Consider the following 24,664-nt stretch of genomic DNA (forward strand, 5'->3'; position numbering starts at 1 on the left):
CGGCGCCCGGGAGCCGTCTCAGGCGCGGCGGGGGCCTCCACGCCTGGCGCGGTCGGCGGGCAAACCGATCCCGCATTCGGGTTCGCGGCTCCGGAACGCGCGCCAAAACGCCTGCGAGCACCCGCCGGGGCACCACCGACCCAGGAGCCTCAGTCCTGAATTGGAATCAGGCTCGCATGGTGCGTCGACCAGAGGTAGGTCTGGACCTCCCCGGCTGCGGCCAGCAGCCGGAGGGCATGCGCGTACCACCGGACCTGCATGCCGTGCTTGGTCGCGAGATCCTCGACAGCAATTGCGTCTGTCTTGTAGTCCACAACCATCCAGAGGTCACCCTTTCGCCACGCAAGGTCGATCACCCCGGTATGCAGCGTTTCCGGCTCGTCACCGTCTGCCGAGGCGACAAAGGTGTACGGCAGTTCTGCGTGCACCTCATCGGCATCCTGCAGCGCCAGCCACACGGGAGAGTTCAGGAGATCCTCGGCCGCCTTCAGCGCATCTGCCGTGCGCTGCGCGCGGTCTGAGGCCTCTATGCAGTCCGCTGCATGTCGAGCGGCCACGCGCTGAATCCAGCTCCCGTCAAGCGAACGGTGGCGGTTCAGGACCAGCGTCTCGAAGAGGTGGTGCACCAGCGTGCCGTACGTGCGGCCGCGCGACTCACCGGTCGCATCGAAGAAGTGCGTCTGCTCCCCGTCCTCGCTGGCGCTGGCCTCGGCGTACGTCGGGTGTCGTAGAGACTCCAGGATGGATTGCTCCTCCTCAAGCGCGGCTTCGATCTCTTCGATGGTCCGCTCCTCCGGCTGGGTAGCCTTCGGCGCGGGCCCTCCCTCGAAGGCGGGTAGTTCGAAAACTCCCCGGGCCAACGGACTCCACGGTCCGTCCACTTTGGACTGGTACGAGATCAGCAGCAACTGCTCGGCGCGAGTGGCCGCAACGTAGGTGAGTCGCAATTCCTCGGCCTGCTGCAGTTCCAGGTCCCGAACCCGGAGACCGGTCCAGTTGGGTGTCCAGGCCAGAATGTCCTTACGCCGGTTCGTGATCTGTCCGGACAGGACGGGCGTGCGACCGGAGCGATCCACGAACAGGTCATTTCCGGGGGGATTGGGCCAATGAGGGTCTGCCAGAATCACCACCTTTGCCTCAAGACCCTTCGCCTGGTGCACCGTCATCAGATTGACGGCATTGCCCTCCAGGGCATCAAGCGTCAACTGCTCCGCCTCGATGTCGTCGCTTTCCAGTCGGTGCAGCTCGTCCACGATCTCCGGCCACGACAGTCCCTGCGCATCCCAGGATTGCACCAAAGCCATCAGTCGCACCAGCGACCCGGCGAGGCCGGCCCCACCTTCCCGGACGGCGAGGCCAGCCAGGACCCCGTGGTCCTCCAGCCAGCCTTCCAGCGCGGCCGCCGGAGGCCGGGCGGCAAGGCGTCGCGAGAGATCATCGAGCATGGCCAGCCCATCGGCCAAAGCCGGCCGCGGCTCCACGAGCCCACCGGCTCGGCGGGGCATGCGCAGCGAACCGCCGCGCTCGATGAACTCGACAAGGTCCAGATCCGAAACGCCGCACATGGGGCCCCGCAGGAAGGCCAACTGGGCAATAGCGTCCTGTGCGAGCACGGCGTCCAGCGGATCGAGCAGCAGTCGCAGACTCTCGGACTTGCCGAGAGTCTTGCCGCCGGAGATGGCGTATGGGATATCCAGCCGATCCAGCGCTTCCACAAACCGGGGGATATAGGTCGCCGTACGGAAGAGAACCATCACATCTGACCAGCAGATCTCGTCCGGCGTGCTCAGCGCACGCCCCCCTTCCAGCTGCAACGAGCCGGATCGCACCAGTTGGGCGATGGCCTGCGCCACCAGCGGGGCCTCGGCTGAAACCAGATCCCCCCGCTTCTTGTGGGTCTTTTCTGGGATGGCGATGCGCAGCACGGCTTCCTCCTGTGGCTGCCCGTTCCCTGCGTAGGCCACAAGGTCCTCCCAGCGAGCCTGGCCGGGTGGCTGAAGCGGATCCCTGAATGCCGGCGACAGGGCGCTGTTCACAAAGCCGCAGATGCGCGGATCGGAGCGGAAGTTTGTCGTCAGGGCAACGTCTACCCCATCGTGGTCCAGCAAGACCTGTTCGAACCGGTGAAATACATCGACGTCCGCCCGACGGAACCGGTAGATGGACTGTTTGTCGTCCCCGACGATGAACAGGGCACCGGGCGCGGGAGCGCACTTCCAGGCATCCTTCTCCTTTCTGTTCTCGGAGGTCAGGTAGAGCAGGATCTCAGCCTGCACCGGGTCGGTGTCCTGAAACTCGTCGACCAGAACGTGGGAGAACTTGCGCGCAAAGTGGGCGCGGTTCTCGGGGGAAGCCTGCAGCATGCGGCGCGCTCCCCAGAGTAGATCGTCGAAGGTCTGCTCGCCGCGGCGTCGCCGGGCCGCGCTGTACTCGGTAACCGCTTCATTGATGAACTGGCCGGCGTCAAAGAAGACGTAGTCCCGCCACTGAGCCAATGCCGGCTCCACGTAGGTATCGACAAAGTCCCCGATGGAGTCCCGGATTTCCTTGGCGTACGCATTCAACTCCGAGCCTCGAACGCCCCACCGGCTTAGCACACAGCTTCTCCCCGACAGCCTGCGCGCACCGTGCAGAAAGCGCGCGCGCGCCGTGACCGAGTCAAGCGGCTGCCGCTCGAGAGACCTGACCAACGCCCTTACTTCCTTCAGCAGCTCATCCTCGCCGACGGTGATCTGCGTACGCGCGGTGATCTCGTCCAGCTTGGCCACCACCCTCTCACACGCGGGCTGAAGGTCGGGGCACGGCGGCTGCAGCGTCAGTCCGGTAAGTGGCACGTCCTCATTGTTGGCGCAGTCTGAAAAGAACTCGAACAGGTCCTCTGGGTCGAGGTCCACCGCCTCCAGCCGCTTGAGCCACTTTGCAGCGGAGCGCGCGACGAAACCGCTCCAGAATCGACGCCGATGCGCCATGACGGCGCCGGGATCGATGTGTCGGAAGTCCGGGGTGATTCCCGCCTCGAACGGACGCTCCCTAAGCAGTCGCCCGCAGAATGCATGCACCGTCCCGATGAAGACGTGCTCCAGTCGTCGCAGCGCGGCCTGAACGTGTTCGAGTTCGCGCTGCCAGGCCTCCTGATTATCGTCTGTGGTCTCCTGAGCCCGGTCCCTCAGCACCCCCTCAGTGTCGCGCAGGGAATCACCAAATCGCGTGCGCAACTCACCCGCTGCCTTGATGGTGAACGTGATCGCGGCCAGGCGACGGGCATCCACGCCAGAGCGCACCAGCGCCACCATGCGATCTACCAGGGAGCGGGTCTTTCCACTCCCGGCCCCCGCCCGCACGACAATGTTGCGGTCCAACACAATGGACCTGTCCTGCAGCACCGGCACGCGCAGGTCTTGTTCACCGCGAATGACGCGCCGCGCCGGTTCATCCGGGGGAAGTTGCATGCTGGCTACGAAACTGAGTTCAGACTGACTCACCGGCGCCTCCGACTGACATACTTCTCCGCCCAGGTCCAGCCGCGCAGTTCTTCTCCAGGCGCGGCTGCCGGCACGCCGTCGCCGCCAGGATCGTCTACCAGCCCCGCATCAAGTTTCGCCTGCATCTCGGAACGCCGTTGATACAGGTCGCCGCAGACCCGCCGGTAGTCGCACCACTTGCAATGTCGCGAGGGCTCCACCGAGGCCCCGTACGTGCCATGTCGGGCCAGGTCCAGTTGACTACCCAGCAGCTGTGCGATGGTCTCCCGGTCCGGAGGCGAGGCGTAGGCGGTCTGGCCGGCAGCATCTCCCGACACGAACAGATAGCCGGACTCGTCGACGCGCTCACCGCGAAGCTGCTCATAGGCATACGCATACAGGACCCACTGGAGTCTTCTGCCATCGTCAAGCAGGTCCTGCTCGTTGAAGTCGTCGGATCGACCCGTCTTGTAGTCCGTGATGACCACGCCGCGCGCGGTGCGCTCCACCACATCGATGCGTCCGCGCAGCAGCAGGCCCGTGCCGTCCAGATCGAGGCGGAACTCTCCCACCTGATCGGCCTCGCTCTCCTGTCGCCAGGGCTGCACGCCGAATCCGAGCTCGGCGGCTACCACCTCCCGTTCAACGGACGTGACTACCTGCGCAATTCGCCGCAGCTCGCGCAGTTTTCTGTTCCACAGGTACTCGTTCGGCGGCTCGTTGCCCTTGCGGAACGTCTTGAACCCGGCCAGAAGCAGGGCCTCTAGCGCAGAGGTGTCGTCGGCGCGAACCTCCCCGGCCATGATCCGGCTGTTGAACGTGCTCAGCGCATCGTGTACCAGACTGCCATTCTCGAGCGGCGTCATCCACTCCCCGCGCTTGCGCTCTCGCAGTTCTGGTACACCCAGAATCTGGCCCTGAAAAAACTGGAAGGGACAGGTTGCCAGCTTCTGCAATCGGGACGGGGACAGCGGTGACTCAAGCAATCGACTCGCAGTCCCCGTGGGCCCGACGAAGCCATCCCATTCCGTAAAGGCCGACGATGCCCGTGCCTCCCGTGCCTCGATACCGCGCGCGGCGGCCGGCAGATGCAACTCCATGAGCCTGCGCCCCACCTCCTGCCGGCGCACACCCAGTACGGCCGCCGTCAACCCGCGAGCAGGGGTCAGGCGGACCCTGCGCGCCGTGCCGTACTCCCGCTCCAACTCCAGGAAGGAGGATGCAGGACCGGCGTCGGAATCATCCGCGATGCGCCCCTCTGAGACGACCACCGCCACAGACTGCCGGGCTCGGGCCAGGGCCCGACGCAGCGCCAGTCGGCGACGTTCCACCCGATCCTCTGACGTCAGGGGCGCCGAGAGGCGCTCGAACGCGCGACAAAAGTCATCCGGGAGAAACACATCCTCGACGGGAGACGGCAAAAAACTGCCCGCATCCATTCCGACCACAAACAGATGCGCTCTACCCGCAAGCGCCGCCGAATCCAGCGGCGTGAAATGAATCGTGCCGGGTTTGTCAAGACGAGCGTGAACGATCAGCGTGTCCAGCCACTCGGCGAAGCGGGCCACCAGATGCGGGCCGCTATGGCTGGAGTCCGGGCCATCTGCCATCTGCGCGAGGCGGGAGATCAGCTCCGCGCGCCCGCGCGCTGCGGCGGACTCCGGGTTTTCGTCCGCCGGCACGAGCGCCTCCACAAATCGACGCAGCCGATCTGCAAACCCGTGCAGCGTGTCGTCCGGGGCCGGCACATAGTCGAACAGGCGGTCCACGGCCCGTTCCGCATCCCGCACCCGCTTGAACCGGATCCGGGCGCTCTTCTCGCGCTCGGTGCCGGCCGCCTGATCTTTTTCCTCCTGCACGCCCTTGCGCAGCCCCTGGAACGCCTTGCGATATGCGGCTCGCGTGCCGGCCACATGCACCTCAATCAACCAGGAGACCGCCTGATGCGGTGCCACGTTGTCCGGCAAGGTGACAAACCCGCTTCTCAGCAGGCGCACCAGCTCCAACGAATCCTGACCGGACGCCAACCAGGCCAGAAGCAGTCGCACCGCCTGACCAACCGGCAGATCTGACAGCGGAACGCCTGCGGCGCTCGTTGCCTGGAATCCGCGCCGTCCAGCTTCCTTGATAAGTAGGGGCAGATAGGGCGTGTGGCGTGGATAGGCGACCTCCACGGAGTCGATCGGCAGGCCTCGGCGGACCACCTCATTGAAAACGAACCTGGCCTCATCCTCCACGGCCCCTACGCGCACCAGATCGGGCGTGGGTCCGCAATCACCGACTGCAAAGCCAACTCGCTCCCAGTCGGAAAAGACCGCACCAGCCGAGCCCGCCTCGTGCTCCGTGGAATCGCCGACCACAAAGCAGGCTTCCGCCCTGTCGGCAGCCTTTTCAATGAAGCTGCGCGCCGCATCGGAAACCGGTGTGTCCTCCAGGATCAATACCGTACCGGGAGGCGCAGTCTTCGAGAGCGCGAACTCGGCCTGCACCAGCCGCTCGGTCTCGTCGACGGCCCCCTCGGCATACAGCCATTTGGTGAAGGCGTGGTACACCTCCGACACTTCCTTCCCAAGGCGGCCGGGCACGCCTGACTTGTATTCGTCGGGCGAGATGCCCGTAAGCCGCATCAGGCGCGCGCTTCTGGCCAGTTGCTGACCGGACCAGCCCAGGGACTCCAGCCGGCGAAAGTCGAATCCCCGCAGGACGGCGTCCATGCCCAACACCTGACTCAGGTCCGGCAGGCGGGAAACCGCACGGTCCGGAAATGCCTCAGCAAGGACGGCCTCTGCCAGGGTGCCCGGGGTGTACGGGCGCACGCCCAGCGTCGCAAGTCCGCTCCTTGCCCAGGCTGCTACAATCTTGCGCCCGGCCTGCGGAGACGGAACCAGCAGGGTCTTCTGACCGGGTCGAGCGAGTATTTCCTGAAGCGATTCGGGCATGTTACCCGAATACTAGCGCCCGGATATGTCAGTCAAGTGTCACACCCTGGTTGTCCACAGGAAACTCAGCGAATGAAGGGATCGCTGAACCGTTCTTCGGTGGCCAGGGATGGATCCGTAAGCGTCTGCATGAAGGCGACCAGCGCATCGACCTCCGACTCAGACAGGTTCATGCGCCGCGGCCTACCCCCAACCTGTAGCCGGTTATCCAGATTCGGATGGTCCTGTATGCCGTCGTTGTAGAACCGCACCACGTCTTCGAGGGTGGCAAAGCGCCCATCGTGCATGTAGGGAGCGGTCAGTTCGATGTTGCGCAGGCTCGCCGTCTTGAAACGCCCGTTTCCTGCCCCCTGATCGGCCGATGTGTTCGCGTCCAGCCCGTTGTTGCGGGCCTGGTCCCCGACCAACAGGTCGCCTCGGTGGCATTGGGAGCACTGGGTTCGGTTCGAAAAGAACAGCCTCAGCCCCTGATTCTCCCGATCGGAAAACCCGGGCAAATCCTGTCCGGGCGGCCCGTTCATACCGCGTCGGGCCGTATCAAACGGCGAGCCGAACGTGATCATGGACCGTTCGAACTGGGCGATGGCGTCTGCGATGCGCGCGGACGTCACCTCGGGCGTACCGAACGCAGCCTCGAACAGGTCAGGGTAATAGGCTGCAGCCGACACACGGGCCACCAGTTCCTCCAGCGTCAACCCCATCTCCACCGCATCCTGAATGGGCATCAGTGCCTGCTCTTCGACACTCATGGCGCGCTCATCCCAGAACATGTTGCCGTTTCTGTAGAACCGCACATTGGCCACGCTCATCGCGTTGCGGCCTGTCAAGCCACCCTCGAACCCCACGCTAAGTGGCAACGGATCCGAGAATCCAGCGTCCTGCTGATGGCAACTGGCGCAGGACACCGTTCGATTGGCGCTGAGCTCCGTGTCGTAGAACAGTACCCGGCCGAGTGTCGCCCCGGCATTCGTCACCGGATTTCGGTTGGGCGTATTGTCCTCGGCGTCCGCCTGCGGTCGGGCAAACTGCGGTACCATCAGACCGGCGTAATCGAACGGTGTGTCCGGCAGGTTCAGGCGCACCGCAGGTTCGTCTTCGATGACCGGGTCACCCGGATCGGAAACGGTGTCGACGCAGGCCGTCAGCAGCAGAATCAGGAGTAGCAGCGGGGAGGTTCGCATGGCAGGAGGGCTTGTTTACCGGACTACACGGGCCAAAGCCGGCACCCCCAGTTGTCGCCCTGAACGGTAGCTCGTCGGCTCCGAACCGCGCGATCAGTCCTGCACGCGGAAGGCCCCTTCTCCCCGACGCACTACCTGATCAGACAGAGCGTCGAACTCGGCGCCGATCTCTGGGCCAGACCCAAAATCAGCGAGGGTATGTCCGGACGCCGAGATGGGCTCCATGTAGAACAGGATCAGTTCCTTTCGGGACTCCTGGCCGACCTCCGTCACGTAGCGGGACATAATCAACTCGTCCGGAAGCCCGTATCCGGCGTCCTCCAGCATCGCGAGGGTGCGGGCGGACTCCGCGTCCGGGTTTTCCGAGGCATTTCTCGCGTTGTCGAACGCCCACGTATTGTGGACCCATCGCAGTCCGCCCATTTCGATGCGCTCCGGGGAGAATCGATGGTCGGCTGACGAGAATCGATTCCCCTCCGGAATGCTGAATGCGTACCGACCCTCCACCCCATCGCGCAGGCCTTCAAACTGGAAGACCACCATCGCCTCTACCCGGCCCTTGGGCGCTTTGACCCAGACATAGCGCTCCACATCCGCCCTGTCAAACAGAATGAAGCTGATCGAGCCGACATACGTGAACTCGGGCGCGATGCGGATGCGAATGGCCGGATCCTCACTCGACGTGAAGTAGCCGTCCTGAAAGTGCCTGACGGGCTGCGCGAGCGCGGTCAGAGGGAGCGTGAGGGCGGCCAGCAGGGCCAGGAAGCGTTTCATGTGCGGTGCTACGGAATTAGCACCATCCGTGTTACAGGCGCCGGAAGCGCTCAGCCGCGCTCCGCTCGAGGGCCTCCCGATGGTCCGGGTGCGCGACTTCGATCAGCGCCCGCGCCCGCTCGCGCAGGTTCTTCGCGTACAGGTCGGCAACCCCGTGTTCGGTGACCACAAAATGCACGTGCGCCCGTGTGGTCACCACGCCGGCGCCTTCTTTCAGGAATGGCACAATACGGGACTCGCCGCGCCGCGTCGTGGACGGCAGCGCAATGATGGGCTTGCCTCCCGGGCTGAGCGCCGCGCCGCGGATGAAGTCCATCTGTCCGCCCACACCGGAGTACTGGCGGGTGCCGATGGAGTCCGCGACGACCTGGCCGGTCAGGTCCACCTCGATGGCGCTGTTGATGGCCGCCACGTTGGGATTCCTGCGAATGACGGCCGTGTCGTTCGTGTAGGCGCAATCCAGCATTAGCACCTGCGGATTGTCGTCCACGAAGTCGTACAGCTCCTGGTTGCCGACCAGGAACGAGGCCACAATCTTGCCTGGGTGCGTGCGCTTCTCCGCGCCCGTGATCACACCGGATTCCACCAGCGGAATGATGCCGCTGGAGAACATTTCCGTGTGAATGCCCAGGTCCCGGTGTCCGGTAAGCGCAGCGAGTACCGCGTCCGGAATGGCACCGATACCCATTTGCATGCACGCGCCGTCGGGGATCAGGTCTGCCACCAGTTGCCCGATGCGCATTTCCACCTCGCCAAGCTCCGGTGCCGGATGGGTGGGCAGCGGTGCCTCCAGCTCAACAGCGAAGTCGATGTCGCGCACGTGAATGACCCCGTCCCCGTGCGTGCGCGGCATCCTGGGGTTGATTTGGGCGATGACCACCGAGGTACACTCGACCGCCGCGCTGGAGCAGTCCACCGACACACCCAGAGAGCAAAAGCCGTGGCGATCCGGCGGAGAAACCTGGACCAGCGCCACGTCCAGCGGCAGGACCCCATCGCGAAACAGTCCTGGTGTTTCGGAGAGGAAGACGGGCACATAGTCTGCCTGTCCTTCGGCCACAGCCCTGCGCACGTTGGCTCCCACGAAGAGCGCGCGGGTGTGGAAACTTGCGGCCATGTCCGGCTGCGCGTATGGAGCCGGACCTTCGGTGTGCAGATGCACCACCTCAACGTCGCGGAGCGTGTCTGAGCGAGCGGCCATCGCCTCCACCAGCGCCACCGGTGCGGCGGCCGCGGTGTGCACAAATACCCGGTTTCCGGACTGGATGGCCTGGACGGCTTCGGAGGCAGATACGGTCTTCATTGCAAGCTGGTTTTCTCCCGGTGCAACCCCTTGGACCGACCCGATGTCCCGCGACTGGGCGGTTTCGCAGAGCCTTCTGACGAAGGCCTATACTCCGGCATGCGCATCGTTCTCCCCCTCCTCTTCCTGATGGCCTGCGCGGGTCCGCCCCCACAGCCGAACGTGGTCCTGATTTTTGTGGACGACATGGGCTACGCCGACATCGGCGCATTTGGCGAGCCTGGTTATGAGACACCGCACCTGGATCGACTGGCGTCCGAAGGCGCGCGGTTCACTGATTTCTACGTGAGTCAGGCCGTCTGCTCGGCGTCGCGGGCGTCGCTGCTGACCGGGATGTATGCCAACCGCATCGGCATCCACGGAGCGCTCGGGCCCGGCAATACGCACGGCATCAGCGCAGGCGAGCGCACGCTGGGCGAACTCTTCCAGGAGCAAGGCTACCGCACTGCCGTGTTCGGAAAGTGGCATCTGGGGCACCACCCGCCCTTCCTCCCCACCCGTCACGGTTTCGACGAGTTCTACGGCATCCCCTACTCGAACGACATGTGGCCTTTCCATCCGGAGAACCCGGAGGCCTGGGGAGATCTGCCGACCATCGAGGGCGAAGAGACGGTGGGCCTGAACACGGATCAGAGGCGGTTCACTACGGACTTTACCGAACGCGGCGTGGCGTTTATTGAGCAGGCAGCGGCAGAGGAACGACCGTTCTTGCTGTACCTGGCGCATCCCATGCCGCACGTGCCGCTGTTTGTGTCAGAGGAACGGGCGGGTCTGAGCGGAGCGGGTGTGTACGGCGACGTGATCCACGAAATCGACTGGTCAGTCGGGCGCATTCTGGAGACGCTGGAGGAGTTGGATCTGGATGAGGAGACCCTGGTCATCTTCACCTCCGATAACGGGCCCTGGCTCAGCTACGGCAATCATTCCGGCCGCGCAGAGCCGCTGCGCGAGGGCAAGGGCACGGCGTGGGAAGGCGGCGTGCGCGTGCCGTTTCTGGCGCGCTGGCCCGGGCAGATTCCGGCCGGTTTGGAAGTGAGCGCGCCGGCCATGACCATCGACATCTTCCCCACGCTGGCCGAACTGACCGGCGCCGAGCCGGGGCTGTTTCCCACCGACGGCTCATCCATCTGGCCTCTTCTTTCGGGCGATGAGCAGGACGCCGTTCAGGACGCGTACTTCTTTTACTACCGGACCAACGAGCTCCACGCGGTGCGGTCTGGGCCCTGGAAGCTGCACTTCCCGCATACGTATCGCACGATGCAGGGCCGGGAGCCGGGTCTCGATGGACAGCCGGGGCGGTACGACTACTCAGCGGAGGTGGGCCTTGAGCTCTTCAACCTGCGGGAGGACATCGGTGAGACGCGCGACGTCGCGGAGGCGAATCCGGAGGTCTTAGCGCGGCTGTCGGCGCTGGCGGACTCGATGCGCGCGGAACTGGGGGACCGGCTGACGGGGGTTGTTGGCAGCGGGGTGCGCGAGCCGGGGCGTGTGGAGTGAAAAAACCCGCCGCACCGAAGTGCGACGGGTTTGCCAGAACACCGGGTCCTACCCGATGGTGCCCAGGAGAGGACTCGAACCTCCACGTCCTAAACGGACACTAGAACCTGAATCTAGCGCGTCTACCAATTCCGCCACCTGGGCAGGTGTCGCAAGCTAGGCTCGCGAGCGGGCGCAGATGGTAACAAATCCTCCCGGGCCCGACAAGGTTCCGGAGTGAATCTTCACGCTCAGGACCCGCGGCGACGTGTCTTACTTCACCCCACCAAATCCGCGGCGGTAATCCGCGCGGGATCCGATCCGCCGCCACCAAGCGGCAAACTGAACAGCGTGCGGCCGCCCTGGCGGAAGTTTCCGGTCGCGCCCGGCACGCCTTCTGCCTCCAGGCGCCCGGCAATCACACCACCTAGGCCGTGTATGACCTCAACGGAACCGCGTCCCCGCTGGACAGCCAGAGCCACCGCACGTCGCACAATCCGCATCGCCGCGTCCACCGTGCAGCCGTGCACATCGACGGTCAACACCGAGCCGTCATCCCGCACCGCCTGCGGCGCGTCCGGCGCACGCCGGGTCATCGCACCTTGACCACGGGCCGGACCTCCGTACCCACAACCACGAAATACACGCCGGGCGCGGCACCTCCGGAGTCCCAGGCCGTCTCGCCGCGGAATACCCGGCGTCCCAGCACATCGAACACCTCAAACGATCCGCTCACGTGCAGCCGCTCAGAAAACGGATTGGGGTAAACGGCGACATCCAACGGTACCGGGCCATCTTCCGCCGAATCGACGACGGCATTGGGCGCCCCTGGGCTCGGCGCCGCCAACACCGAGAACACCAGCCCTGCGTCCTCAGTCCGCCCCCAGGCCTGATCAGCCTCCAGGGCACCAAAGCTCACCTGATCAATCACATCTCCCGCCGCATCGTACAGTGCCACCGACTCCCCGTCCGCGTCGAGCCGAAACGGCGCGTGCAGCTCACCCTGCTCGGGCTGGCCGTCCATCCAGAGAACCAGGTAACCATTCTCGGGCACAAAGATGTCCGGTAGCGCCCACCGGTCCGGCACCGCGGGGTCGTCCGAAATCGTCAATCCGTTCAGGTGAAGGGGCACATCGGAGCCGTTGAAGAGCTCCAGCCAATCATCGAACTCCCCGGCATCATCCGCGAGCGTCGTCTCGTTGTTGGCCATGAGCTCGTTGATGTAGAGCGCAGGCCGGTTGGCCGTGACCCCGATGCGAAACAGGTCAGACTCCCGCGTCAAGCCACCAGCGGACGCTGAGATCTGCAGGTCCACCGTGCCCGTTGCACCCAGCGGCGGAATGTCGGCCACCCAACGACCGCCGTCCAGGCGCATTGCCTGCTGATTGCGCTCGGGCTGATCCGGCCACCAGGACAGCGTCACCTGGGGCTCCGTGTCCGACTCCACCTGAACCGAAACGCGCAGCGGATCGCTGGGCCTTGGGTCCGAAGGCTCGATGCGCACATCCAGGATGAACGGTGCGAACGTGCCCGAATCGAGCTGCCCGAACGCCGTCGAATAGCGGGTCGAGATGTACGGCTTCAGCCCGGCCGTCACGTGTGCACCAAGCGCCTGCGTAAAGCTGTTCTGGTAGGCCTGCACGTTCCAGCCGTAGTCGCGGGTGCGGAAGCTGTCGACCGCGGCCGCAGCCTCGGTCATCGTCTTCAGCCGGTCAATGTCCGCCTCCAGCGCGGACGGCAGAAAGTGGTCCGAAAGCAGCTCTCGCAGGTAGTACGTGTACAGCTCCCTGAACTCGGGCACGCCCAGGATGCGCTCGGTCAGCGGTCTCGGCTCACTCGGATGTCCCCACTCGTAGAGATCACGCGTGCTCCAGTCGATGCCCGACTGGATGCCGCCCCACCAGATCCCGAACGAGTTGTCCATGTCGAACGGGATGTAGTGCCAGCGTCCGGTCTCGGGACTGTTGTACAGGTAGAAGTTGTTCTTGAGATACCAGTACGTATCCCAGGACCCGGTGATGGCGGTCACCGCAAGCGCCTTCAGAAAACCCGGTACATCGAAGAGCTCCGAAATCGCACTGCGAAAAGCTGAATCGGACGTCGTGTTCAGCACGCTGATGAAACGGGCGATGTCCTCGTAGCCCTCCTCGTCGCTTTGCCCCTGGGTCAGGTCATAGGGACGCCGCTCGGCGCCGGCGGCTGGTCTGTAGGCACTGCCGTCCGAACCGCGAACTATCAAATCCGCAGGCCACAAACTCTTGTAGAGGTTGCCACCGTCGCCCCCGAAGTATCGCTGCAAAAACTGCTCGTCCACGTGCTCCACATTCATGTAGAGTCCGTAGTAGGCGCCGTTGATGTAGAGCTCGACGTGGTTGGCCCGGGATGCCGGCACTCCGACGTCGGCGAACAAATCCCACGACAGCTTGGAGCGCATGATGGACGGGTCATTGTGCTCCCCGTTCAGGTTCAGCTTCTCCAGCCCCTCCCACTTGCCGCCCCGGCGAAAGGTGTTGAAGGACACCTTGAATGACTTCTTCTGTGCATACCGCGAGGTATTGCCCCGAAGCCGAAAGCCAACCGAGTCCACCTCCGCCGTCAGATTCGGCGACGTCCACCGAAACGTGGCCAGGTGCTCCGTATCACTCTCCTCATTCCCCCTCCGAAACATCAACGCCAGATTCCCCGGGTCCACCGTGATATCCACCCGCGGCAAGACCGAGTCATCAAACACCTGAGCCCCGGCCCCCGGCACCCAAAAAATCGGGAGCACCCCGACCAAAAACAGCACCACCGTGGTGCCGGCCCCCTTACAGCTCCTCATCATCATAGTAGAGGCTGACCCGACTTACCCGGTCCGTCTTCCTGAGCTCCGACACCAACTCCCCTGCCTGCATCGATCGTTTTAGCCGCACGTGCAGCGTGATGGCCAAATCATCGCGTTCCAGGGGCTGCCGCACGCTCAGCACCGACGAATTGCGGCAGTAGCGATCGATGACCGCCTGGTACGTGGGCACGTCCGGCGCCCCATCGGCCTCGTATCCAAATTCCAGCAGCATCGCGTTGCGCTGAACGGTCCCGAATCCGAAGCCGGTGGTGGCCAGCACGGTCAGGCCGATCACGGCCGTGCCGATCCATGAAATGAGGTACATGCCGACGCCCGCCGCCAGGCCAACCGCCAGGGCAAAAAAGATGAAAACGATGTCGTGTGTGTCCTTTACCGCCGTTCGAAAACGGATGATGGACATGGCGCCCACCAGGCCGAATGCGCGTGCCAGGTTCGAGCCGATCACCAGCATCACGAGCGCCGTGATCATCGGCAGAACGATCATCGACCGCACAAACGAAGGCGCATAGCTGGTGCCGCGATACGTCCACCGATAGATGGAGGCAATGATCACTCCGCACAGCAAGGCCACAATCAGGCTGCCCAGCGCATCGCCCGCACTGGCCCCCGTGGGCGTGGTCAGTTGTTGCAGTTCCTGGAGCATCAGAATGAGGTCTGCAGCAGGCCGGGGCGCAGCTGTCGCCCACCGGCAAAAGAGGCTCGCCGGCCATGTGTGGCACGAGCACAGGCGTCAAGCGTCATCACATACTTGGAGAGCGCCCGACGCTGAGCCCCGAGCCGGGCCAGCTCCGGCCGCAGCCATCCGGGAAAATGATGATCGAACTTGACCTCGAGAATGAAATGGCGACTCAGAACCGGCACCGGCGCTTCCGCGCCCAACCGGGAGAGTCGGGACGTGAACCGTCCCCGCAGACCGGTGTCGAAGGTCACACGAAGCGTCGGATCGTGCAGGCCGACAAACGGCTCGCGCTCGTAGGCCACGAGCACGGCCGGCTTGAGCGAACGCCGAAGCACGAAATACCGGAACGTGTTGGCCGCATCGACATCGTCAGTCTCCGGAAGATCGCGCAGGCCGGTCAGCCAGTCTTCGGCTTCGCCCAGCGGCATGCGTGCCTTGCGCTTCCAGGCGGTCGAACTCTCCTTGCGCTTGAGTTCGAGAGTAACCGTGTCAGCCGGAAGGATGGTATTGTACCCCCGGACGCGCACCTTCATACGCCGCCGCTCTCCTTCCTTCTTGGCGCGATACATGGCGCCCCGAGAGGTATCGAAGTACACGCTGCGCACGGTGTAGCGCCCATCGTCACGAGCATTGAGATCCCGCCCTGTGTGCCAGGCCACGTACTGGCGCAGGCTGTCCAGTGCTTCGAGTGGAATCAGGTATTTCAGTTCGTGCCGCATCACGCTCTCCCCACGAGCAGCCCACGAAGGACGTCCAGAAACCAGTCCCGGAGCAGCACGGGTTCCGAGGCGATCTGCAGCTCCATGACAGCTCCGGCCGGGCCTGTTCCGGAGGTCAGACAGGTCGCCGCTCGCACACCCTCGGCCTCGAGGGTCGGCTCGACATGAACCACGCGACAGACTGCGCCGTCCGGCAGGAGCAGTTCCTGATCACGTGCCACGGTGGCGTCTGCGGGGAGTGCCATGAGAGCCACGTAGTGTTCCAGGTCGGCTACGGTCACCAATACCGAATCTCGGGCCGACCGCACGACCGTACCCCGGATGGGGCTCACCACGACCTGCGCCGCGCGCCGCGCCCCGAGTGCCAGCGCGTTGCGTCGGGCCTCGTCCACCCGGGCCAGCGCCAGACGACGCTCCGTCGGGCGGGCGCCCGATTGCAGCACTTCCAGCTCCGCTTCCTGAACCGCCACCTCACCTTCCAGCGCCACGACCTCGGCCCGCGCGCGCTCCAGCTCATCCAGCGAGACTACTCCGGACCCCTGCAGCGTTTCCAGTCGGCTTACGATGCCGGTCTGCAATCCAAGCAGGGCCCGGGTCTGGGCGATGCGCCCTTCGGCAGCCCGCACGAGCTCCGCTTTGGCTCCCTCGGAAAAAGTGGCGGCCTCTGCCACCAGGACGTTGGTCAGGCCTTCCAGAGCCTCCGCCTGCCGGGAAAGTTCCGCCGAGCGCATGAGACCGAGCGTATCGCCCGCTTCCACGGCGCTGCCAAGCGCAAGCCCGTCCCGAAGCCGAAATCCCGCGGCGTCGCCGCGATCTACCGAGCGCACCTCATAGCTCCGCGTCACGCCCGCGGCCCGATCCCGATGGATCCCGATCAATTCACCCCGGCCACTGTGCTCCAGGGTCCACTCTGCGGCCGGCAAGAGCACGGCCGGCGCGGTCCCTCCTGAGGTCACCGTTATCGGGACCAGAAGAAGCACCAGGGTGGCTATCAAGCCGACCGCGAGTGCGGCCAGCGAGGCATATCGAAGCTTGGGGTCCAATCGAAGCGAGGTCTGTCCCCTATGGTACGGTCCGAGGACCCAAATCCGCGTGAATCGACCTCAAAGGCCGGAGCCCGTCGACTCACACGTCAAGGCGGTCCAGGTGTACGTCCAGCTGCGGGAACGGAATGCCGATGTCGGCTTCATCCAGCGCGTACTTCACGTTTTCAGTCACCTCTTCCTTGACACGCCAGAAGTCCGGAGTCTGTACCCAGACCCGCACTTTCCAGTCGATGGAGGAACCGCCGAGTCCGTCCAGGTACACCTGAGGCGCAGGATCCTCCAGCACACCCTCGACGGCGGACGCCGTGTCCAGCATTACCTGCCGCGCGGTGCGAATGTCGGCGTCGTAGGCAGTGCCCACCACGACGTCCACGCGGCGGGTCGGGTGGAAATTGTAGTTCGTGATCGTGTTGCCGAATACCGACCCGTTCGGCACGATGATGCGCTTGTTGTCGAACGTGTCGATCTCCGTATTGAACAGCGATACGCCTGCCACCTTGCCGACCGTCGATCCGACCTCGACCACATCGCCCACCTGGAACGGCCGAAACAGCACCAGCATGATGCCGGAGCTGAAATTGGAGAGCGTGCCCTGAAGGGCCAGACCCACAGCCAGACCTGCCGCGCCAATCAGCGCCGCGAGGCTTGTGGTTTCGATCCCGAATACTCTGAGGCAGGCCAGGATGCCTATGGTCAGCACCCCGTAGCGGGTGAGGCTGCCGAAGAACTTGGCGAGCGTCACGTCGAGGCGACCCTCGACCGACCTGAATATGGCCCGGCCCATGCGCTTCGAGAGCCAGAAGGTGGCGATCAAGACCAGGATCGCTCCGACCGCTCGCGGGATGTAGCCGCCTACGGTGACGAGAATCTGTTCAATTAGTGCGCTGGCGTCCTGCACAGAAATCTGATTGTTGGTTGCAAATATTCCCGCAAACCAACGGCCTCAGTCGAGGCTCGGTCCGCCCCCCGGCGTTCTTCCCCGGGATTTTGCCCGCGCGCCGACCTGGCGCCTACAGTCCGGCGTCCAGCCTCAGCACGGCACCAAGCAGCACGTTCGCTCCGTTGACGATGTCCTTGTTGTGCGTGAACTCTCTTGGCGAGTGGCTGATGCCACCCTGGCTGGGGACGAACACCATGCCGGTTGGTGCGATCTGCGCCATGTCCTGCGCGTCGTGGCCGGCACCCGAGGGCATCGACAGGGTGCTGAGGCCGAGCTCGTCAGCAGCCGCGGAGATCGCGCCACGCACCCGCGGGTCCATGGGCGCCGGAATGGCCGACACATCCAGGAGATGGAATTCGAAGGTCGTGCCCGAGTCCGCCTCGATATCGGCCACGCGGTCCCGAATGCGCTCATACATGCGCCAGATCTTGTCACGGTCCAGGTCTCGGATTTCCAGGGTCGTGTGCACGACACCCGGAATCACGTTGTGCGCCCCGGGCACGGCGCTGATGCGTCCCACAGTTCCAACCTGCGCCCCTGGCTCCAACGTGATGACCTCGTTGACGGCCTGCACGTATCGGGCGGCCGCCAGCAACGCATCGTTGCGCGCATTCATGGGCGTGGTGCCCGCATGATTGGCCATCCCCGTGATGGTCACGTCCCACCATTCGATGCCTACGATGCCTTCGACGACGCCAATGTCGATGCCGCGATCGGCCAGGTTGGCGCCCTGCTCGATGTGCACCTCGATGAAGGCGGCAAGGTCACCCGGCTCCAGGGCCGCCTCTTCCAGCCGGTCAGGATCTCCTCCAAGGAGGCGGATGCCATCCCCACGCGTCACGCCGGCGTGGGTCATCTCGGTCAGCGCCCGCTCGCCCAGCTTGCCGATCATGGCGCGGCTTCCGGTCAACCCGCCCTCCTCATCGATGAAGATGACGACCTCCAGCGGATGCCGCGTCTGCAGACCATGCTCCTCCACGAGCGATGCGACCTCCAGCGCGGCCACCACACCGACCTGCCCGTCATAGTTGCCGCCGTTCGGCACCGAATCGACATGCGATCCGAACATGATGGGCTTCAGTCCCGGCTCCGTGCCGGCGCGGCGGCCGATGATGTTAGCCGAGGCGTCCACACGCACCTCCATGCCGGCGGCGTGCAGCTGCTCGACAACCCACGCGCGGGCGGCCACGTCGTGCTCGGAAAAGGCGACGCGACTGACGCCCCCCTCCGGTTCGGTACCGAAGGTCGCCAGCGTCTCGATTCGTGCGGCGACGCGGTCGGCGTCGGCCTGCGGCTGAGCCGAGGCCGGCAGTGCCAAAAGCACCGCGCATGCGGCTATCAGACTGGTCCTCATTGACCCGTGCCGGGCAGATCCGAGGTCGGCTCGTCATCCCACCACCATAGCGGCGCGAGATCGCGTTGACGCGGATACACCTCGTTGAGCGTATCGCCCTCGAACAGCCGCCCGTTGATCATCACATGATCGATGTCCGCAGTGCTGCGCAGGTCGTCCAGCGGATTCGAGTTGAGGATGACGAGATCAGCCAATTTGCCCGCCTCGATCGACCCGAGGTCCTGGGCCAGTCCGATGGCAAACGCACCCTGGATGGTCGCCACTTTGAGGGCATCATGGTTGGACAGGCCTCCGGAGGCCATCGCCCACAATTCCCAGTGCCAGCCGATGCCCTGGAACTGACCGTGCGATCCTACGCCTGCGTAGCCGCCGGCCTCCACAAGGTCCTTGACAAACACAGCGTGGCGCTCAAACACATGCTCATCTTCGTGGAACCACTGCCCGCGGCGGCGTGTGCGTTGATCGACCCAGTTGTGCGGCACAAATCGCCGGGTCTTGGCGTCATCATGCGGGTTTTCGCGGCTGTAGAAGTAATTCTCCGCCCAGGGGCCGCCGTACGAAACGAGCAGCGTCGGTGTGTACACGCGACTCGTCGCCACAAAGATGTCCAGGTAGTCCTCGTACACCGGGAAGATGGGCAGCGAATGCTCCAGGCCCGGATACCCGTCCAGCGTCTCGGTGATGTTCTGTTTCAGGTTGAGCGAGCCCTCCGTGGTAGGCATGAGCTCGAGCTCCCTGGCCGCCTTGATGATGTGCTGCCGACCCTTGCGCGCGGCCGCCACGTACATCTTGATGGTCTTGGTGTCGAAGTAGTCGGAGTAGCGCTTGAGGATGTCATAGGCCTCCTCCTCCGTGTCGATGCCGTCCTGCCAGAAGACGCCGGGGCCGGTCGAGTAGACGCGGGGGCCGAGCACCTGGCCGGCCCGCACCATGTCCGAGTAGGACAGGACCTCCGTATTGCCCGTCTGCGGGTCGCGGGTCAGCGTGACGCCGTAAGCCAGGTTGGCCAGAAACGGCCATACATCCGTGCGATGAATCCCGTCGCGGGCACGCAGATGGGCATGGGTATCCACGTATCCGGGCACAATGGTTTTTCCGGTCACATCGATAACCGTCGCGTCCGCCGGGGCCGCCACGGAGCCCGTCACACCGACTGCCGTGATGCGATTGTTCTCGATCACCACGTCGCCTCGCCCGATCACCTCATTGCCGTTCATGGTGATCACGCGGCCACCGCGCAGCACCACGGCGCCCTGCGGAATGTCCCGCGTGGCCTGGATCTGAATGCGTACTTCGACGGGCTTGTAGCCCTCGTCCTCCTTCTCCTCCTCGTCGCTCTCCTCTTCCTCGGGGTCTTCTTCGGCATCCTCGTCCGGCTCTTCATCCGGTTCCTCCGGCGCCTCTTCCTCCGCCTTCTTCGCGGCCTTCACGCTGTCCGCGTAGGCATCCGCATCATCCAGGCTGTAGATGAAATGGGCGTTTCCGAGGCTGTAGTGCACCGTGCGGCCGTCCGCCCCCCATGCCGGGAATTCCCCGCCGATGTCGGTCAGCTTGCGGGCCGGAAACGATGCACTGGCGGGATTGCCCACGTTGATGGTGATGGTTTTTCCGACCATCGGCACGGTGACCGTGTACATGTGCCGCTGGATCTCTGCCAGTGCCTGGTCTCCCTGCGGCGCCATTTTCAGGACTGACGGAAACAGCCCGCTGGTTGATCCGGCCGGTCGCGGGCCGCGCACGCGCACAATTTCTTTCTCATCCGTGCCGTCCCAGCGAATCGAGACCAGCGCATCACCGCGCTGCAGATAGATTCGATCCGAGCCCCGGACAAAGTGGGGTCCGCGACGACCACCGGTGCTCATGATTACCGTCGCCGCGCTCGGGCCGCCGTCAACAGGCACCCAGACCAGATCCTGCCCGGGAGGCCCCTCCGCTCCCTGGGACTCATACGTCTCGGCGAACCCGCGCTGAGCCACGACCCGGCCGTTTGCGGACCACGCCGGACTGAAGTACAGCCCGGCATCCATGGTGAGTTGCCGGGCCGAGCCGCGACCGTCCGTGCGGGCGGCCCAGAGGTGACCAGACTCTCCATCCCATGTGGCATAAGCCAGTTGGGTGCCGTCCGGGCTCCAGGCGGGATAGTGCTCGGAGCGGTCGTCGTCCGTCACGCGCCGAGGGTTGCTGCCGTCTGCTGCCGAGACCCACAAACGATCCATGGCCGTGAACGCGAGCATGGAGCCGTCCGGACTGGGTACCGCGTCCCGGATTTGCCGCACCGTGAATGTGGGCGTGTCGTCTATCGGATAGTCGAAGAACACTTTCGGCCCGAGGTCCAGGTCAAACGTGACCTGGAACGGGATCTCCTCGGCGTCCCCTCCTGCCACGGGCAGCTTCCAGATTTTCCCGCCGTACGAGGCAACCAGGTGCTGCGAGTCCGGCGTGAACGACATGCCCGGCAATACATCCAGCGTTGCCCGGCTTTCCTGGTCGTCATGCTGCACGGGGTACGCCAGCCAGCGATCCTCGCCGGAGTCCAGGTCCCGCACCATCAGGCCGGTGTGCTCGTCATGTCGGGTTCCGAACACCAGAAGCCGGCCGTCCGGGGACAGCGTGGGTCGGATCGCGGAGCCGTATCGACTCGTCTTCGTGTGGCGCTGCCCGGTCTCCCGGTCGTACGCCTCGATCTGGTACTGCGGAAACTGCGCGTTGTATTGCCAATCCCCGGTCCGGCGGGCATACCAGACGTGGTTTCCATCGGGCGATGGGGCCGCGCCGAGCATCTTGAGGTTCGCCGGTTCGCTGACCAGCTGCGCACCGCCCCCTCCATCCACGTGGAAGAGGTTCAGTTTGGGCTGCCCACCTCCGCGAAAACCGCCCATGCTTGCCACGATGTATTCCCCGTCCGGCATCCACTCCGGACTCTCAGCGCGATTCGAGGCCCCTTTCGAGATCTGCTTGAACGTGGAGTCGGCCAGCGTCATGGTCCAGATGTTCTGCCCGCCGTCCCGATCGGAAGTGAACACGAGCTGGGTACCGTCCGGCGAGAACCTTGGCTGTGCATCAAACGCCAGCCCCGACGTGATCTGCGTGGCCGCACCGCCTGCGATGGGCAGCGTAAAGAGATCTCCGAGGTAGTCGAAGGCGATGGTCTCTCCGTCCGGACTGACGTCGATCGATATCCAGCTGCCGGATGTCCGGTCTATGGTGATGGCACGATCAGCCTCGAGCGGCAGTCCTCCGTCCTTTTTCTGGGCGGTGGCAGGAAGTACCGCAAGGCACAGGACGATCAGGGGTAGCGTATGGCGCATGGCGACAAGTGTGGGTGGGGCGCAGCGTGGACTATACAACCCTGAAAACCTCCTGGGCAACGCAATTCCAACCACAAGCCGTTCAGCGACCCTGGGGACGGTTCAGCCCCGGATTCCTCATCCAGGTCGGTTCTGGCCCGGCATTTGCACATCAACGTGATGTGAAACGCCAGATTGCATATCAGGAAGATCCGGCCGTCGCCAGACGCCGTGCCCTGGGGCGTGCGCTGTTCGAACTCCGCCGTGCCGAGCGCGACGAGGAGACGACACGCAAGACCCGCCGGCCGCGTGCGAAGGTGAAGCTGGAAGACCGCCGCTAGGCATCGGTCCGGCAGAACGGGCTCGCGCACTGCCCGCTCCGGCACGCTTCGGCGCGCTCCGAGCAACGCAAAGCCGGGTTGGGGCCGCCGCATGGACTTGCCTTTCCGCCGCGGGATTCGTCCCTTCGCGGCCATGCGCACGCTCCTGATTTTCGTGATCGCCCTTCTGGGCGCGCAGACTGTCCTTGCCCAGCAGTTGGTCAGGGAGCGCAGGCCCGCAATGGGCACCACCGTATCCGTATTGCTGTATGCCCCTTCCTCTGAAGCGGCGGCTCCCCACCTCGAGGCAGCCTTTGCGGAAATCGAGCGCGTCGAACAACTCCTGAGTGACTATCGGGAAGACTCTGAATTGTCGCGGCTGAATCGGGCGACGGGACCTGTGACGGTCGATCCCGAAATGCTGCGCCTGCTCAACCGCGCCCTGGGTTGGGCCCGCCAGTCCGGAGGCGCATTCGATCCTACCGTGGGCGCCCTGATGGATTCCACCGACAGTCCGGTCGTTGGCTGGCAGCATGTGTCGGTGGACCTGTTGACTCGCGAAGTGTCGCGGCTTCGAGACGGTCTGCGCCTGGACGCCGGTGCATTCGGAAAGGGTTATGCGCTGGAGTCGGCGGCCACGGTGCTCCGCGAGGCCGGTGTGACCTCCGCCCTGTTGAGCATGGGCGGCAGCTCCTACCGCGCCCTCGGCCCGCCTCCTGGCGCGCGTGGCTGGCTCATCCACGTCGATGACCCGACAGAGGGCGGCACCCACGCCACCTCCGTCATGCTGAGCCAGGCGGGGCTCTCGACCTCGGGCAACCTGGAGCGTACACACATCATGGACCCGCGCACCGGGCAACCGGCGACGGGCTGCGAACAGACCACCGTGATCGCGCCGGACGCCATGGATGCCGATATCCTGTCCACGGCGCTCTGTGTGTTGGGGCCGGACGCGGGCGAGCAGATGCTGGGTGGGCTGTCCACAATTCGGGCCTGGCTGATCTACGCGGGCACCGAGCACTCGGAGGTCCGTACCATTCGCTGGACTTCACCATCAGGATCATGAACAGACGCACCTTCATAAAGACGGGCACGCTTGCGGCCGCCGCCGGCCCAGTGTCCTGGGCTGAGAGCGCTGCGAGTCCGGCCATCTGGACCCGGCGTGCCTCAGCACTTGCCCCATCGGACACCGTGCGTCTGGGCATTTTGGGTGCCGGCTCACGCGGCAAGGACCTGATGCGACATTTCTTGCGCAGCCCCGGCGTCGAATTCGGGGGCATCTGTGACGTGTACGAGCCGCGCTTTGCAGAAGCGCGGCAGATCACCGAGCAGAACACTCCGGTCTTCGAAGATTTCCGGGGCCTGGTGGAGTCGGACGTGGATGCGATTGTCGTGGCCACTCCACTGGGGCTGCACGCCGAGCATATGGTGGCAGCGGTTCGAGGCGGAAAGCACGTCTTCGGGGAGAAGTCTCTGGCCCTGACCCAGCCCGGCTGTGATCAGATTCGCAATGCCGTGCAGGACAGCGACCGCCTCTTTCAGGTCGGGCACCAGTACCGGTACGCGGGTTGGTATCAGGAAGCGGTGCGGCGCATTCGAGAAGGCGAAATCGGACGTGTCACACATATCCACGCGTTCTGGCATCGCAACTACAACTGGCGGCGTCACGTGCCGGAGCCGGGGCTGGAGCGCCTCATCAACTGGCGCCTGTACCGCGAGTGGTCAGGCGGGCTGCTCGCCGAACTCGGCTCCCACCACATCGAAACCGCCAACTGGATCTTTGACGCACTCCCGGTTCGGGCGATGGGCTCCGGCGCGATCACGTTCTATCAGGACGGGCGGGAGACCTACGACAATGTGCAGGTCATCTACGATTATCCCGAAGGCCGCAAGCTGTTCTTCAGCTCGGTGATCGGGAATCGACTCAACGGCTTCCAGATTCGGGTATTTGGCACGACCGGGACCATTCTTCTGACGCTACAGGACGGCGAGATCTACCACGAGCAGGCCACGGAAAACTCGGCGATTCCCGAGGAGCTGTTGAACGATCCGCGCTACACCTCCCCCACTCTCGCGACCGACGGCGACATGCCCTACCGGGGCACAGGGCACCCGATCGAGGTGCCTGAATCGATGCAGGGGGATCCGACCACGCTCGCGACAGCCGCGTTCGTGGAGGCCATTCGCAGCGGGAAGCGTCCGGAGGCCGACATCCATGTGGGCTGGGGCTCCGGGAATGCGGTGGCAGCTGGCAATCGCGCCATGCAGACCGGGATGCCGGTCGTGATGGAATCCGCGGAGGTGATGGGCGGCGGCCGGTAATTCCGGGGGCCTGTGGCC

17 protein-coding genes and 1 tRNA gene are annotated in these 24,664 nt (G+C 64.6%); 4 read left to right on the plus strand and 14 right to left on the minus strand.

Features of this window, described 5'->3' with window-relative positions:
• Window positions 1-149: 149 nt before the first annotated feature.
• From JJ896_09945 to JJ896_09965, 5 genes are all read right to left on the minus strand, one after another.
• Window positions 150-3,449: a UvrD-helicase domain-containing protein gene (locus JJ896_09945; GenBank protein MBO6779962.1), complete on the minus strand. Its 3,300-nt coding sequence runs from the start codon at window positions 3,447-3,449 to the stop codon at window positions 150-152.
• Window positions 3,450-3,478: 29 nt separating this feature from the next.
• A complete protein-coding gene (locus tag JJ896_09950; GenBank protein MBO6779963.1) occupies window positions 3,479-6,400 on the minus strand; it encodes a PD-(D/E)XK nuclease family protein in 2,922 nt (973 codons plus the stop codon).
• A 65-nt stretch (window positions 6,401-6,465) separates the two neighbouring features.
• Entirely contained in the window at window positions 6,466-7,581 is a 1,116-nt protein-coding gene (locus JJ896_09955) for a hypothetical protein (GenBank protein ID MBO6779964.1), read from the minus strand.
• Window positions 7,582-7,674: 93 nt separating this feature from the next.
• Window positions 7,675-8,355 (minus strand): hypothetical protein, encoded by a 681-nt coding sequence (locus JJ896_09960; GenBank protein ID MBO6779965.1) that lies wholly within the window; start codon window positions 8,353-8,355, stop codon window positions 7,675-7,677.
• A 31-nt stretch (window positions 8,356-8,386) separates the two neighbouring features.
• Window positions 8,387-9,658 carry a hypothetical protein gene (locus JJ896_09965; protein MBO6779966.1) on the minus strand — a complete coding sequence of 424 codons (1,272 nt, stop codon included), beginning with the start codon at window positions 9,656-9,658 and terminating at the stop codon, window positions 8,387-8,389.
• A gap of 99 nt (window positions 9,659-9,757) precedes the next feature.
• On the opposite strand from JJ896_09965, the gene JJ896_09970 reads away from it, so the two are divergent.
• A complete protein-coding gene (locus JJ896_09970) occupies window positions 9,758-11,155 on the plus strand; it encodes a sulfatase (GenBank protein ID MBO6779967.1) in 1,398 nt (465 codons plus the stop codon).
• A gap of 56 nt (window positions 11,156-11,211) precedes the next feature.
• On the opposite strand, the gene JJ896_09975 is transcribed toward JJ896_09970, so the two are convergent.
• From JJ896_09975 to JJ896_10015, 9 genes are all read right to left on the minus strand, one after another.
• Window positions 11,212-11,299: transfer RNA gene (locus JJ896_09975), tRNA-Leu, on the minus strand.
• A 113-nt stretch (window positions 11,300-11,412) separates the two neighbouring features.
• A complete protein-coding gene (locus JJ896_09980) occupies window positions 11,413-11,730 on the minus strand; it encodes a Smr/MutS family protein (GenBank protein ID MBO6779968.1) in 318 nt (105 codons plus the stop codon).
• Window positions 11,727-13,955: a CotH kinase family protein gene (locus tag JJ896_09985; protein ID MBO6779969.1), complete on the minus strand. Its 2,229-nt coding sequence runs from the start codon at window positions 13,953-13,955 to the stop codon at window positions 11,727-11,729. Before JJ896_09985 ends, JJ896_09980 begins: the two co-directional genes overlap by 4 nt.
• Complete coding sequence (locus JJ896_09990) at window positions 13,942-14,622, minus strand: DUF4956 domain-containing protein (protein MBO6779970.1); 681 nt, start codon at window positions 14,620-14,622, stop codon at window positions 13,942-13,944. Before JJ896_09990 ends, JJ896_09985 begins: the two co-directional genes overlap by 14 nt.
• Window positions 14,622-15,377 carry a polyphosphate polymerase domain-containing protein gene (locus tag JJ896_09995; GenBank protein MBO6779971.1) on the minus strand — a complete coding sequence of 252 codons (756 nt, stop codon included), beginning with the start codon at window positions 15,375-15,377 and terminating at the stop codon, window positions 14,622-14,624. The genes JJ896_09990 and JJ896_09995 overlap by 1 nt, the downstream gene beginning before the upstream one ends.
• Window positions 15,377-16,420: a hypothetical protein gene (locus JJ896_10000; protein ID MBO6779972.1), complete on the minus strand. Its 1,044-nt coding sequence runs from the start codon at window positions 16,418-16,420 to the stop codon at window positions 15,377-15,379. Before JJ896_10000 ends, JJ896_09995 begins: the two co-directional genes overlap by 1 nt.
• 82 nt (window positions 16,421-16,502) lie before the next feature.
• Entirely contained in the window at window positions 16,503-17,321 is an 819-nt protein-coding gene (locus JJ896_10005) for a mechanosensitive ion channel (GenBank protein MBO6779973.1), read from the minus strand.
• Window positions 17,322-17,433: 112 nt separating this feature from the next.
• A complete protein-coding gene (locus JJ896_10010; protein MBO6779974.1) occupies window positions 17,434-18,717 on the minus strand; it encodes a Zn-dependent hydrolase in 1,284 nt (427 codons plus the stop codon).
• Complete coding sequence (locus JJ896_10015; protein MBO6779975.1) at window positions 18,714-22,025, minus strand: PD40 domain-containing protein; 3,312 nt, start codon at window positions 22,023-22,025, stop codon at window positions 18,714-18,716. The genes JJ896_10010 and JJ896_10015 overlap by 4 nt, the downstream gene beginning before the upstream one ends.
• Window positions 22,026-22,186: 161 nt before the next feature.
• Between JJ896_10015 and JJ896_10020 the strand changes: the two genes are divergently transcribed.
• The 3 genes from JJ896_10020 (at window position 22,187) to JJ896_10030 (ending at window position 24,646) form a co-directional block, all read left to right on the plus strand.
• Entirely contained in the window at window positions 22,187-22,345 is a 159-nt protein-coding gene (locus JJ896_10020) for a hypothetical protein (protein MBO6779976.1), read from the plus strand.
• Window positions 22,346-22,478: 133 nt separating this feature from the next.
• Window positions 22,479-23,390: an FAD:protein FMN transferase gene (locus JJ896_10025; GenBank protein ID MBO6779977.1), complete on the plus strand. Its 912-nt coding sequence runs from the start codon at window positions 22,479-22,481 to the stop codon at window positions 23,388-23,390.
• Window positions 23,387-24,646, plus strand: coding sequence for a Gfo/Idh/MocA family oxidoreductase (locus JJ896_10030; GenBank protein ID MBO6779978.1), 1,260 nt, complete (start codon window positions 23,387-23,389; stop codon window positions 24,644-24,646). Before JJ896_10025 ends, JJ896_10030 begins: the two co-directional genes overlap by 4 nt.
• Window positions 24,647-24,664 lie beyond the last annotated feature (18 nt).

Source organism: Rhodothermales bacterium (genome assembly GCA_017643395.1).
Classification (GTDB): Bacteria; Bacteroidota; Rhodothermia; order Rhodothermales; family UBA10348; genus JABDJZ01.

What these genes read in the sequence shown, in the direction of transcription:
- JJ896_09945 (MBO6779962.1), bottom strand. Translation starts at nt 3,449, where the DNA reads ATGCAACTTCCCCCGGATGAACCGGCGCGGCGCGTCATTCGCGGTGAA.
- JJ896_09950 (MBO6779963.1), bottom strand. Translation starts at nt 6,400, where the DNA reads ATGCCCGAATCGCTTCAGGAAATACTCGCTCGACCCGGTCAGAAGACC.
- JJ896_09955 (MBO6779964.1), bottom strand. Translation starts at nt 7,581, where the DNA reads ATGCGAACCTCCCCGCTGCTACTCCTGATTCTGCTGCTGACGGCCTGC.
- JJ896_09960 (MBO6779965.1), bottom strand. Translation starts at nt 8,355, where the DNA reads ATGAAACGCTTCCTGGCCCTGCTGGCCGCCCTCACGCTCCCTCTGACC.
- JJ896_09965 (MBO6779966.1), bottom strand. Translation starts at nt 9,658, where the DNA reads ATGAAGACCGTATCTGCCTCCGAAGCCGTCCAGGCCATCCAGTCCGGA.
- JJ896_09970 (MBO6779967.1), top strand. Translation starts at nt 9,758, where the DNA reads ATGCGCATCGTTCTCCCCCTCCTCTTCCTGATGGCCTGCGCGGGTCCG.
- JJ896_09980 (MBO6779968.1), bottom strand. Translation starts at nt 11,730, where the DNA reads ATGACCCGGCGTGCGCCGGACGCGCCGCAGGCGGTGCGGGATGACGGC.
- JJ896_09985 (MBO6779969.1), bottom strand. Translation starts at nt 13,955, where the DNA reads ATGAGGAGCTGTAAGGGGGCCGGCACCACGGTGGTGCTGTTTTTGGTC.
- JJ896_09990 (MBO6779970.1), bottom strand. Translation starts at nt 14,622, where the DNA reads ATGCTCCAGGAACTGCAACAACTGACCACGCCCACGGGGGCCAGTGCG.
- JJ896_09995 (MBO6779971.1), bottom strand. Translation starts at nt 15,377, where the DNA reads ATGCGGCACGAACTGAAATACCTGATTCCACTCGAAGCACTGGACAGC.
- JJ896_10010 (MBO6779974.1), bottom strand. Translation starts at nt 18,717, where the DNA reads ATGAGGACCAGTCTGATAGCCGCATGCGCGGTGCTTTTGGCACTGCCG.
- JJ896_10015 (MBO6779975.1), bottom strand. Translation starts at nt 22,025, where the DNA reads ATGCGCCATACGCTACCCCTGATCGTCCTGTGCCTTGCGGTACTTCCT.
- JJ896_10025 (MBO6779977.1), top strand. Translation starts at nt 22,479, where the DNA reads ATGCGCACGCTCCTGATTTTCGTGATCGCCCTTCTGGGCGCGCAGACT.
- JJ896_10030 (MBO6779978.1), top strand. Translation starts at nt 23,387, where the DNA reads ATGAACAGACGCACCTTCATAAAGACGGGCACGCTTGCGGCCGCCGCC.